Source organism: Pseudomonas sp. DC1.2, from assembly GCF_034351645.1.
Classification (GTDB): domain Bacteria; phylum Pseudomonadota; class Gammaproteobacteria; order Pseudomonadales; family Pseudomonadaceae; genus Aquipseudomonas.
In genome coordinates, this window is sequence record NZ_CP133782.1 from 1787192 (window position 1) to 1799621 (window position 12430).

The window sequence follows — 12430 nt, forward strand, 5'->3', positions numbered from 1 at the left end:
ATGTCTACTACAGTTAATACGCTTTCGTTCGACGCCATCATCATTGGCGGCGGCGGTGCTGGCATGCGCGCTGCGCTGCAACTGGCACAGGGTGGTCACAAGACTGCCGTGGTCACCAAGGTTTTCCCTACTCGCTCGCACACCGTATCCGCTCAGGGTGGCATCACCTGTGCCATCGCCTCGGCAGATCCGAACGATGACTGGCGCTGGCACATGTACGATACCGTTAAGGGCTCCGACTACATCGGTGACCAGGACGCTATCGAATACATGTGTTCCGTAGGTCCGGAAGCGGTCTTCGAACTCGAGCACATGGGCTTGCCGTTCTCGCGTACTGAGCAGGGCCGCATCTACCAGCGTCCGTTCGGCGGTCAGTCGAAAGACTTCGGTAAGGGTGGCCAGGCCGCTCGTACCTGCGCCGCAGCCGACCGTACCGGTCACGCGCTGTTGCACACTCTGTATCAAGCCAACCTCAAGGCCGGCACAGTATTCCTCAACGAATACTACGGCGTCGATCTGGTGAAGAACGAAGATGGTGCCTTTGTAGGCATGATCGTGATCTGCATCGAAACTGGCGAAACTTCTTACGTCCGCGCGAACGCCACCGTTTTGGCGACTGGCGGTGCAGGTCGTATCTACTCGTCCACCACCAATGCCTTGATCAACACCGGTGACGGTATCGGCATGGCTCTGCGTGCAGGCGTCCCGGTACAAGACATCGAAATGTGGCAGTTCCACCCGACTGGCATTGCCGGCGCCGGTGTACTGGTTACTGAAGGCTGCCGCGGTGAAGGCGGTTACCTGATCAACAAGCACGGCGAGCGTTTCATGGAGCGTTATGCTCCGAACGCCAAAGACCTGGCCGGTCGTGACGTGGTTGCTCGCTCGATGGTTAAAGAAATCATTGCCGGCAACGGTTGCGGTCCGGATGGCGACCACGTAATGCTGAAACTCGATCACCTTGGTGAAGAAGTTCTGCACAGTCGTCTGCCAGGCATCATGGAGCTGTCCAAGACCTTCGCTCACGTCGATCCAGCCGTGTCGCCGATCCCGGTCGTTCCAACTTGCCACTATATGATGGGCGGCGTGCCGACCAACATTCATGGTCAGGCAATTACCCAGGATGCTGACGGCGTTGACCAGATCATCCCAGGCCTGTTCGCTGTAGGCGAAGTGGCGTGTGTATCGGTTCACGGTGCCAACCGTCTGGGCGGCAACTCGTTGCTCGACCTGGTGGTGTTTGGCCGTGCGGCAGGTATCTTCCTGGAGCAGACCCTTAAAGAAGGCGTTGACTACACTCGCGCTCGCCAGTCCGACATCGACGCTGCCCTGGCACGTCTCGATGGTCTCAACTCGCGTACCGAAGGTGAAGACGTCGCTACCCTGCGTAAAGAGCTGCAAAGCTGCATGCAGAACTATTTTGGTGTGTTCCGTACCGGCGAATACATGCAGAAGGGTATTGCTCAGTTGGCTGACCTGCGCAGCCGTATCGCCAACGTCAAGATCAACGACAAGAGCCAGGCGTTCAACACCGCTCGAATCGAAGCCCTTGAATTGCAGAACCTGCTGGAAGTGGCCGAAGCAACCGCCATTGCCGCAGAAATCCGCAAAGAGTCTCGCGGCGCTCACGCCCGTGAAGACTTTGAAGAACGCGACGACGTTAACTGGTTGTGCCACACCCTTTTCTTCCCGGGTGAAAAACGTGTCGCTAAACGTGCAGTGAACTTCTCGCCAAAAACAGTCCCGACGTTTGAACCAATGATTCGGACTTATTAAAGGGTGGTCGCCATGTTGCAAGTCAGTGTTTATCGCTACAACCCTGATCAGGACGCCGCGCCGTTCATGCAGGAATTCCAGGTCAATACCAATGGTAAAGACCTGATGGTGCTGGACGTACTGGCCCTGATCAAAGAGCAAGACGAAGGTTTCTCCTACCGTCGCTCTTGCCGTGAAGGTGTTTGCGGTTCCGATGGCATGAACATCAACGGCAAAAACGGCCTGGCGTGTGTTACGCCACTGTCCGCTGTCGTTAAAGGCAACAAGCTGATCGTTCGTCCGTTGCCAGGTTTGCCGGTTATCCGTGACCTGGTTGTCGATATGAGCATCTTCTACAAGCAATACGAGAAGGTTAAGCCTTACCTGCAGAACGACACGCCGGCTCCGGCCATCGAACGTCTGCAGTCCCCTGAAGAGCGTGAAAAGCTCGACGGTCTGTACGAGTGCATCCTGTGCGCTTGCTGCTCGACCTCGTGCCCGTCCTTCTGGTGGAACCCGGACAAATTCCTGGGCCCGGCCGCTCTGCTGCAAGCGTATCGCTTCCTTGCAGACAGCCGTGACACCAAGACTGCCGAGCGTTTGGCTTCGCTGGATGACCCGTTCAGCGTATTCCGCTGCCGCGGGATCATGAACTGCGTCAACGTTTGCCCGAAAGGCCTGAACCCGACTAAGGCCATCGGTCACGTGCGTAACATGCTGCTGCAAAGCGGCGTGTGATTCGGTTGCTGTAACCGTTGTACCCGTAGATGCTACGGCGCAGGCTTCAACCGGCGCCGTAGTTATAACTTGGGCAGCAGCTCATAAAGCTGCGGCTCTTATTTTGAAGAAATGAGACAAGCAGGGGCATCCGGGCTGGTACCCGGACTATCAGCGTGATCCTAAGTGGCTTGTTTTAGTCGCTGCATTCGGACTTCTGCAAGTGTGCTCGGTATCGACGCCGGTGGTGTTCCCCTAACCGAGGGTGACCAAGCATGCAAGAAAGCGTGATGCAGCGCATGTGGAACAGCGCCTACCTATCCGGTAGTAACGCTGCCTATGTGGAAGAGCTCTATGAGCTCTACCTGCACGACCCTAACGCTGTGCCAGAAGAGTGGCGCACCTACTTTCAGAAGTTGCCTGCTGACGGCAACACTGCCACCGATGTTTCGCACTCCACAATTCGCGATCATTTCGTCTTGCTGGCAAAGAACCAGCGCCGCGCACAACCGGTTTCCGCCGGCAGCGTGAGCAGTGAGCACGAGAAGAAGCAAGTTGAAGTGCTGCGATTGATCCAGGCCTACCGTATGCGTGGCCACCAGGCAGCCCAGCTTGACCCGCTGGGGCTGTGGCAGCGTCCTGCACCTGCGGACCTGTCGATCAATCATTACGGCTTGACCAATGCCGATCTTGATACGACCTTCCGTGCCGGCGACCTGTTCATCGGCAAAGAGGAAGCGAGCCTACGCGAAATTCACGAAGCGTTGCAGCAGACATATTGCCGCACCATCGGCGCTGAATTTACGCACATCGTCGATTCCGAGCAGCGTCACTGGTTCCAGCAACGTCTGGAAAGCGTGCGCAGCCGTCCGACGTATTCCGCCGACATCAAGAGCCACCTGCTTGAGCGCGTGACCGCTGCTGAAGGTCTGGAAAAATACCTGGGCACCAAATACCCCGGTACCAAGCGTTTCGGTCTGGAAGGTGGCGAGAGCCTGATCCCGTTGCTCGACGAGCTGATCCAGCGTTCCGGTTCCTACGGCACCAAGGAAATCGTTATCGGCATGGCCCACCGTGGCCGTCTGAACGTGCTGGTCAACACCTTCGGCAAAAATCCGCGCGATCTGTTCGACGAGTTCGAAGGCAAGAAGAAGGTCGAGCTGGGTTCCGGTGACGTTAAATATCACCAGGGTTTCTCGTCCAACGTCATGACCGCTGGGGGTGAAGTTCACCTGGCCATGGCCTTCAACCCGTCTCACCTGGAGATCGTTTCTCCAGTGGTAGAGGGTTCTGTACGCGCTCGTCAGGATCGTCGTAACGATCCTACCGGTGAAAAGGTTCTGCCGATTTCCATCCACGGTGATGCGGCATTCGCCGGTCAGGGTGTGGTCATGGAAACCTTCCAGATGTCGCAGACTCGCGGCTTCAAGACTGGCGGTACGATCCACTTGGTGATCAACAACCAGGTCGGTTTCACCATCAGTAATCCGGAAGATTCGCGTTCGACCGAATACTGCACCGACGTTGCGAAGATGATCCAGGCGCCGATCCTCCATGTGAATGGAGATGATCCTGAAGCCGTATTGTTCGTGACCCAGCTGGCTATCGATTACCGCATGCAGTTCAAGCGTGACGTGGTGATCGACCTGGTCTGCTACCGCCGTCGCGGCCACAACGAGGCTGACGAGCCAAGCGGCACCCAACCGCTGATGTATCAGCAAATCGCCAAGCAGCGCACCACCCGTGAGCTGTACGCCGAACGCCTGACCCAGGCCGGTGTGGTGGATGATGCGCGTGTTCAAGCGAAAATCGATGAATACCGCAACGCGCTGGACAACGGTCTGCATGTTGTAAAAAGCCTGGTCAAAGAGCCGAACAAAGAGTTGTTCGTGGACTGGCGTCCGTATCTGGGCCACGCCTGGACTGCGCGTCACGACACCACGTTCGACCTCAAGACCTTGCAGGAACTGTCCGCCAAGCTTCTGGAGATTCCGGAAGGCTTCGTGGTTCAGCGCCAGGTTTCGAAGATCTACGAAGACCGTCAGAAAATGCAAGTTGGCGGCCTGCCAATCAACTGGGGTTACGCCGAAACCATGGCGTATGCGACCCTGGCGTTCGAAGGTCACCCGATTCGCATGACCGGTCAGGACATCGGCCGCGGTACGTTCTCGCACCGTCACGCTGTCTTGCACAATCAGAAAGACGCGGGGAGCTACATCCCGCTGCAGCACCTGTACAACGGTCAGCCTCGTTTCGACCTGTATGACTCGCTGTTATCCGAGGAAGCGGTTCTGGCGTTCGAATACGGTTATTCGACCACCGAGCCGAATGCCCTGGTTATCTGGGAAGCGCAGTTCGGCGATTTCGCCAACGGTGCCCAGGTGGTTATCGACCAGTTCATCACCAGTGGTGAGCACAAGTGGGGCCGTCTTTGCGGTCTGACCATGCTGCTGCCGCACGGTTATGAAGGTCAGGGACCGGAGCACTCTTCGGCTCGTCTTGAGCGTTACCTGCAACTGTGCGCCGAGCACAACATTCAGGTATGCGTACCAACGACGCCGGCTCAGATCTACCACTTGCTGCGTCGCCAGGTGATTCGTCCTCTGCGCAAACCGTTGATCGTCCTGACACCAAAGTCGCTGCTGCGCCACAAACTGGCCGTCTCGACTCTGGAAGACCTGGCCGAAGGTTCGTTCCAGACCGTTATCCCGGAAATCGACGTACAAGACCCGAAAAAGGTCGGTCGCGTAGTTCTCTGCAGCGGCAAGGTTTACTACGACTTGCTGGAAAAACGCCGTGCCGAAGGTCGTGATGACATCGCCATCGTGCGTCTCGAGCAGCTGTACCCATTCCCTGAGGACGACTTGATTGAAGTCCTGGCTCCTTATTCCAACCTCAAACATATCGTTTGGTGTCAGGAAGAGCCGATGAACCAGGGTGCCTGGTACTGCAGCCAACATCACATGCGTCGCATCGTAGGTGGTCACAACAAATCTCTCGTACTTGAGTACGCGGGCCGTGACGCTTCTGCTGCACCTGCTTGTGGTTATGCATCGATGCACGCTGAGCAGCAGGCAAAACTGCTGCAAGACGCCTTTACTGTTTAACGCCTTCGCGCACCTGAAACCGAATTTAAGGACCCACAGATAATGGCTATCGAAATCAAAGCCCCCACTTTCCCGGAATCGGTTGCCGATGGCACCGTTGCCACCTGGCACAAAAAACCGGGCGACGCCGTCAAGCGTGATGACCTGATCGTCGATATCGAAACCGATAAAGTCGTACTGGAAGTGTTGGCTACCGCTGACGGCGTGCTGGGCGCCATCGTCAAGAACGAAGGCGACACCGTTCTGTCTGACGAAGTCCTGGGCTCCATCGAAGCGGGCGGCGCTGCTGCCGCACCAACTGCTGCTCCGGCCGCGGCACAAGCGGCAGCTTCTGCCGACGCTGGCGAAGATGATCCTGTTGCTGCACCGGCTGCGCGCAAAATAGCTGAAGAAAACGGCATCAACATTGCGTCCGTTGCCGGTACCGGCAAAGGCGGTCGTGTGACCAAGGAAGACGTGGTAGCTGCTGTTGCTGCCAAGAAAGCCGCTCCGGCTGCCGCGCCTGCCAAGGCAGCGGCACCTGCGGCAGCGGCGCCAGTGTTCGCTGCTGGCGATCGCATTGAGAAGCGCGTACCGATGACTCGCGTTCGGGCTACCGTGGCCAAGCGTCTGGTTGAAGCTCAGTCGAACATGGCGATGCTGACCACGTTTAACGAAGTCGACATGACCGAAGTCATGGCCCTGCGTTCGAAGTACAAGGACCTGTTTGAGAAGTCCCACAACGGCGTCCGCCTGGGCTTCATGTCGTTCTTCGTCAAGGCCGCCACCGAAGCGCTGAAACGCTTCCCCGCAGTCAACGCATCGATCGACGGTGCCGACATCGTTTACCACGGCTACGCCGACGTTGGTGTGGCTGTTTCCAGCGACCGCGGTCTGGTTGTACCGGTTCTGCGTAACGCCGAGCTGATGAGCCTGGCTGAAATCGAAGGCGGCATCGCTGCTTTCGGCAAGAAGGCTCGCGACGGCAAGCTGTCGATGGACGAGATGACCGGTGGCACGTTCACCATCACCAACGGTGGTACTTTCGGTTCGATGATGTCGACCCCGATCGTTAACCCGCCGCAGGCAGCCATCCTGGGCATGCACAACATTCTGCAGCGTCCTATGGCGATCAACGGTCAGGTCGTTATTCGTCCGATGATGTACCTGGCACTGTCCTACGATCACCGTCTGATCGATGGCAAAGAAGCTGTGACCTTCCTGGTTACCATCAAGAACCTGCTGGAAGACCCGGCTCGTTTGCTGCTGGATATCTGATAGAAGCAGTTGCGAGCTGCAAGCTTCAAGCTGCGAGAAGACGCAGTTTGGCAAGCAGCTCGCGGCTTGAAGCTTTTCGCTAAAGAGGATTTTTTGAATGTCGCAGAAATTTGACGTAGTAGTGATCGGCGCGGGCCCTGGCGGCTACGTGGCTGCCATCAAAGCAGCGCAACTGGGCCTCACCACTGCCTGCATCGAGAAATACACCGACAAGGAAGGCAAACTCGCCCTCGGCGGTACGTGCTTGAACGTCGGCTGCATTCCATCCAAAGCGCTGCTGGACAGCTCCTGGAAGTTTCACGAGGCCCAAGACGGCTTCGCGATCCACGGCATCAACCACGCAGGCGTGACCATGGATGTGCCCGCGATGATCGGCCGTAAGGCCAACATCGTCAAAGGCCTGACCTCCGGCGTCGCGACACTGTTTAAGGCGAATGGCGTGACCTCCCTGCAAGGCCACGGCAAGCTGCTGGCCGGCAAGAAAGTCGAAATCACCAAGCCTGATGGCTCGGTAGAAATCATCGAAGCCGAGAACGTGATTCTGGCTCCGGGTTCGCGTCCAATCGACATTCCACCGGCTCCAGTCGATCAGAACGTGATCGTCGATTCGACCGGCGCTCTGGAGTTCCAATCGGTTCCAAAACGCTTGGGCGTGATTGGCGCTGGCGTTATTGGTCTGGAACTGGGTTCGGTATGGTCCCGTCTGGGCGCTGAAGTGACTGTCCTGGAAGCCCTGGATACGTTCCTGATGGCTGCTGACGCCGCCATTTCCAAAGAAGCACTGAAAACCCTGACCAAGCAAGGCCTGGACATCAAGCTGGGCGCTCGCGTGACCGGCTCCAAGGTCAACGGCGACGAAGTCGTGGTGACCTACACCGACGCCAAGGGCGAACAGACCATCACGTTCGACAAGCTGATCGTAGCCGTTGGTCGTCGTCCAGTGACCACTGATCTGCTGGCCTCCGATTGCGGCGTGACCCTCGATGAACGCGGTTTTGTGCATGTCGACGATCATTGCGCGACCACCGTCCCAGGCGTTTTCGCCATCGGTGACGTGGTTCGCGGCATGATGCTGGCACACAAGGCCTCGGAAGAGGGCATCATGGTCGTCGAGCGCATCAAGGGCCACAAAGCTCAGATGAACTACGATCTGGTTCCTTCGGTTATTTATACTCACCCGGAAATCGCGTGGGTCGGCAAGAACGAACAGCAGTTGAAAGCTGAAGGCGTTGAAGTTAACGTCGGCACCTTTCCGTTTGCCGCTTCAGGCCGTGCCATGGCAGCCAACGATACCGGTGGTTTCGTCAAGGTCATCGCCGATGCCAAGACTGACCGCGTACTGGGCGTCCACGTGATTGGCCCGAGCGCTGCAGAACTGGTTCAGCAGGGCGCGATCGGTATGGAGTTCGGCACCAGTGCTGAAGACCTGGGCATGATGGTTTTCTCCCATCCGACCCTGTCCGAAGCCTTGCACGAAGCAGCTCTGGCAGTGAATGGCGGCGCCATTCATATCGCCAACCGCAAGAAGCGTTAAGACAAGACAATAAGAAACCACGACGGAAGGCCCGTCGTGAGCCTTGCGTGCAAGACTCACCGCGGAATGTCCGCCGGACGCAGCCTTGCGTAGTCTCACCGGTTATCCGGTACACCTACGCAAGCAGCAGTCACAGGTGGTGCGGCACTTGAACAAGTGCAGCACCGAATGCGCAGTACCTAACGAAGACGGTAATAAGCATGAATCTTCACGAGTATCAGGGTAAGCAGCTGTTCGCTGAGTACGGCCTGCCAGTATCCCAGGGTTTCGCCGTAGACACCCCGGAAGCAGCAGCAGAAGCGTGCGACAAAATCGGCGGGACTGAATGGGTTGTCAAAGCCCAGGTTCACGCAGGTGGTCGCGGTAAAGCGGGCGGCGTTAAGCTGGTTCGCAGCAAAGAAGACGCCAAAGCATTCGCTCAACAGTGGTTGGGCAAGCGTCTGGTGACTTACCAGACTGATGCTAATGGTCAGCCAGTCACCAAGATCCTGGTTGAATCGTGCACTGATATCGCTAAAGAGCTGTACCTGGGCGCTGTCGTTGACCGTTCGAGCCGTCGCATCGTGTTCATGGCTTCCACCGAAGGTGGCGTGGACATCGAGAAAATCGCTCACGATACCCCTGAGAAAATCCTCAAGGCCACTATCGATCCACTGGTTGGCGCTCAGCCATTCCAGGGTCGCGAGTTGGCATTCCAGTTGGGTCTGGAAGGCAAGCAAGTTGCTCAGTTCGCCAAGATCTTCGTTGGTCTGGCCAAACTGTTCAAAGACCACGACCTGGCTCTGCTGGAAGTGAACCCGCTGGTGATCAAGGCTGACGGCGATCTGCATTGCCTCGACGCGAAGATCAACATCGACGCCAACGCCATGTACCGCCAGCCTAAGCTGAAGACTTTCCACGATCCGTCGCAAGACGATCCGCGCGAAGCGCACGCTGCCAAGTTCGAACTGAACTACGTAGCACTGGAAGGCAATATCGGTTGCATGGTCAACGGTGCTGGCCTGGCCATGGGTACCATGGACATCGTCAATCTGCATGGCGGCAAACCAGCCAACTTCCTCGACGTGGGCGGCGGTGCTACCAAAGAACGCGTTACCGAAGCGTTCAAGATCATCCTGTCCGACACTAACGTCGCAGCAGTATTGGTCAACATCTTCGGCGGCATCGTTCGTTGCGACATGATTGCCGAAGGCATCATCGGTGCAGTGAAAGAAGTCGGCGTGAAAATCCCGGTTGTTGTTCGCCTTGAAGGTAACAACGCTGAACTGGGCGCTAAAGTACTGGCAGAAAGCGGCTTGAACATCATCGCTGCTACCAGCCTGACCGACGCTGCTCAACAAGTCGTTAAAGCTGCGGAGGGCAAATAATGAGCGTCCTGATCAATAAAGACACCAAAGTTATCTGCCAGGGTATTACCGGTTCGCAAGGTAGTTTCCACACCCAGCAAGCCATCGAATACGGCACCAAGATGGTCGGTGGCGTAACGCCTGGTAAAGGCGGCACCGAGCACCTGGGTCTGCCCGTGTTCAACACCGTGAAAGACGCTGTAGCTGCCACTGGCGCCACCGCCAGCGTGATCTACGTTCCAGCACCTTTCTGCAAAGATTCGATCCTGGAAGCAGCATTCGGCGGCATTAAGCTGATCGTTTGCATCACTGAAGGCATTCCTACCCTGGACATGCTGGATGCCAAGGTCAAGTGCGACGAGCTGGGTGTCATCCTGATCGGTCCTAACTGCCCAGGCGTGATCACTCCAGGCGAATGCAAGATCGGCATCATGCCTGGTCACATTCACTTGCCAGGCAAGGTCGGTATCGTTTCCCGTTCCGGCACCCTGACCTACGAAGCTGTGAAGCAGACTACTGACGCCGGTTTTGGTCAGTCGACTTGCGTCGGCATCGGTGGTGACCCGATCCCGGGTTCGAACTTCATCGACATCCTGAAGCTGTTCCAGGAAGACCCGAAGACCGAAGCGATCGTGATGATCGGTGAGATTGGCGGTTCGGCTGAAGAAGAAGCGGCTGCCTACATCAAGGCACACGTGACCAAGCCGGTTGTTTCCTACATTGCTGGTGTGACTGCTCCTGCGGGCAAGCGCATGGGCCATGCTGGCGCAATCATCTCTGGCGGCAAAGGCACTGCAGACGAGAAGTTTGCTGCCCTGGAAGACGCCGGTGTTAAAACCGTGCGTTCGCTGGCAGACATTGGCAAGGCTTTGTCCGAGCTGACCGGTTGGGCTGTCAAATAAGCCTCGCGCTTAGCTGACGCTTCACCAGACAAAGGCCACCTTCGGGTGGCCTTTGTCGTTTCCGGGGTGATAGTTCCTGCGCGAGCCTGGGAGCTATCTGTTCTGATGTCAGTAAATTTGATATGTAAACGCGACATCGAAATGTCGTGTATCGGATAGTTCGCCCTCTAACAGTGCGTTTGTCGGACAAATTCGTTAGGCTGACTGCCATTTTTGCGTCCGCGTCCCACAAGGAGGCTACGCGCTAAACGGGTCGGTCCTATACGGATCGATAGCATTTCCCTCACCCATAAGGGAAATCCATCTCTAAATTCCGATTCAGTAGTGTGGTATTTCCTTAATGAAAGTGTTGAAAGGCCAGGACATCCTGGCACTGGGCTTTATGACGTTTGCCCTGTTTGTCGGGGCTGGCAATATTATTTTCCCGCCTATCGTCGGTTTACAGTCCGGGCCTCATGTCTGGATGGCGGCGCTGGGCTTTCTGATCACGGCTGTCGGTCTGCCGGTGATCACGGTCGTCGCGCTGGCCAAGGTCGGTGGCGCAATGGATGCATTGAGCAGCCCCATCGGGAAAGTGGCCGGCGGTGTGCTGGCCGCGGCTTGCTACCTGGCGGTTGGCCCGCTATTCGCGACGCCGCGCACGGCCACCGTATCCTTTGAAGTCGGCCTGGCGCCGTTGACCGGCGAGAGCCCGCTGTGGCTGTTCCTCTACAGTTCGGTGTACTTCCTGCTGGTGTTCTTCATATCGCTCTATCCGGGCCGTCTGTTGGACACGGTGGGGCGTTTCCTTGCCCCGCTGAAGATCCTCGCGCTGGCCGCGCTCGGCATTGCGGCATTCGCATTGCCTGCCGGCGACATCGGCGTGGCCACGCCAGAGTACGTCGCGGCGCCGTTTTCCCAAGGCTTCATCAATGGTTACCTGACCATGGATACCCTTGGCGCCTTGGTGTTCGGCATCGTCATCGTCAACGCGATCCGCTCCCGTGGCGTCGAGTCGCCCGCGCTGATCACCCGTTACGCGATCATCGCCGGGCTGATTGCCGGCGTAGGTCTGGCGCTGGTGTACGTCAGCCTGTTTCGCCTCGGTTCGGGCAGCCATGAAGTGGCTGCCGGTGCAACCAACGGCGCCGCGGTGTTGCATGCCTACGTACAGCACACCTTCGGATCGCTGGGCAGTGGTTTTCTTGCAGTGCTGATCTCCCTGGCCTGCCTGGTCACAGCGGTCGGCCTGACATGTGCCTGTGCTGAATACTTCAGTCGTGTGTTGCCACTGTCCTACAAGACGCTGGTGATTATCCTGGCTGCGTTTTCGCTGTTGGTGTCCAACCTTGGCCTGACCAAGCTAATCGCGTTCTCTATCCCGGTTCTGACCGCGATCTACCCGCCGTGTATCGCCTTGGTAGCGCTGAGTTTCTGCAAAGACTTCTGGCGTGAGCAGGGGCGCATTGTCGGCCCGGTAATGCTGGTGTCGTTTATCTTCGGCATGATTGACGCGCTGAAGGGCGCGGGTCTGGCCGACTGGATGCCGACCCAACTGTCCCACCTGCCCCTGAGCGAGCAAGGTTTGGCGTGGCTGGTGCCATCGGTCATGACCCTGGTCGTTGCAGCAGTGTGTGACCGCCTGCTGGGCAAGCGCGACGAAGCTCTGGCTTAAAACTGATTACCCGCCACACGCGGGCCGCCGGTAAAACAGAAATGCCCTGTATCAATGATATGGGGCATTTTTTATGGGTGTAAGGCAGTGTCTTTTCCCGTCAGCTAACGTCGAAGCACTGCATAAAACCTATTGTGGGAACGAGCCTGCTCGCCCAC

General features: G+C 57.3%; 8 protein-coding genes. All 8 read left to right on the top strand.

The features are described 5' to 3' along the window. Entirely contained in the window at positions 1-1776 is a 1776-nt protein-coding gene (gene sdhA / locus RHM68_RS08120) for a succinate dehydrogenase flavoprotein subunit (RefSeq protein ID WP_322221681.1), read from the top strand. Positions 1777-1788: 12 nt separating this feature from the next. Next, on the top strand, positions 1789-2493 hold the full coding sequence (locus RHM68_RS08125) for a succinate dehydrogenase iron-sulfur subunit (RefSeq protein ID WP_322221683.1): 705 nt from the start codon (positions 1789-1791) through the stop codon (positions 2491-2493). Positions 2494-2747: 254 nt separating this feature from the next. Further along, positions 2748-5579, top strand: coding sequence for a 2-oxoglutarate dehydrogenase E1 component (locus RHM68_RS08130; protein ID WP_322221685.1), 2832 nt, complete (start codon positions 2748-2750; stop codon positions 5577-5579). A gap of 42 nt (positions 5580-5621) precedes the next feature. Next, complete coding sequence (gene odhB, locus RHM68_RS08135; protein WP_322221686.1) at positions 5622-6836, top strand: 2-oxoglutarate dehydrogenase complex dihydrolipoyllysine-residue succinyltransferase; 1215 nt, start codon at positions 5622-5624, stop codon at positions 6834-6836. 97 nt (positions 6837-6933) lie between these two features. Continuing rightward, positions 6934-8370: a dihydrolipoyl dehydrogenase gene (gene lpdA / locus RHM68_RS08140; RefSeq protein ID WP_322221688.1), complete on the top strand. Its 1437-nt coding sequence runs from the start codon at positions 6934-6936 to the stop codon at positions 8368-8370. Between the two features lie 200 nt (positions 8371-8570). Next, on the top strand, positions 8571-9737 hold the full coding sequence (gene sucC / locus RHM68_RS08145) for an ADP-forming succinate--CoA ligase subunit beta (RefSeq protein ID WP_008148602.1): 1167 nt from the start codon (positions 8571-8573) through the stop codon (positions 9735-9737). Further along, positions 9737-10618, top strand: a complete 882-nt coding sequence (gene sucD / locus RHM68_RS08150) for a succinate--CoA ligase subunit alpha (protein ID WP_012723092.1) — start codon at positions 9737-9739, stop codon at positions 10616-10618. The genes sucC and sucD overlap by 1 nt, the downstream gene beginning before the upstream one ends. Positions 10619-10958: 340 nt before the next feature. Then, complete coding sequence (brnQ, locus tag RHM68_RS08155; protein WP_322221698.1) at positions 10959-12272, top strand: branched-chain amino acid transport system II carrier protein; 1314 nt, start codon at positions 10959-10961, stop codon at positions 12270-12272. Positions 12273-12430 lie beyond the last annotated feature (158 nt).

Coding starts and splice junctions, on each gene's coding strand:
- sdhA (WP_322221681.1), top strand. CDS start 1: ATGTCTACTACAGTTAATACGCTTTCGTTCGACGCCATCATCATTGGC.
- RHM68_RS08125 (WP_322221683.1), top strand. CDS start 1,789: ATGTTGCAAGTCAGTGTTTATCGCTACAACCCTGATCAGGACGCCGCG.
- RHM68_RS08130 (WP_322221685.1), top strand. CDS start 2,748: ATGCAAGAAAGCGTGATGCAGCGCATGTGGAACAGCGCCTACCTATCC.
- odhB (WP_322221686.1), top strand. CDS start 5,622: ATGGCTATCGAAATCAAAGCCCCCACTTTCCCGGAATCGGTTGCCGAT.
- lpdA (WP_322221688.1), top strand. CDS start 6,934: ATGTCGCAGAAATTTGACGTAGTAGTGATCGGCGCGGGCCCTGGCGGC.
- sucC (WP_008148602.1), top strand. CDS start 8,571: ATGAATCTTCACGAGTATCAGGGTAAGCAGCTGTTCGCTGAGTACGGC.
- sucD (WP_012723092.1), top strand. CDS start 9,737: ATGAGCGTCCTGATCAATAAAGACACCAAAGTTATCTGCCAGGGTATT.
- brnQ (WP_322221698.1), top strand. CDS start 10,959: ATGAAAGTGTTGAAAGGCCAGGACATCCTGGCACTGGGCTTTATGACG.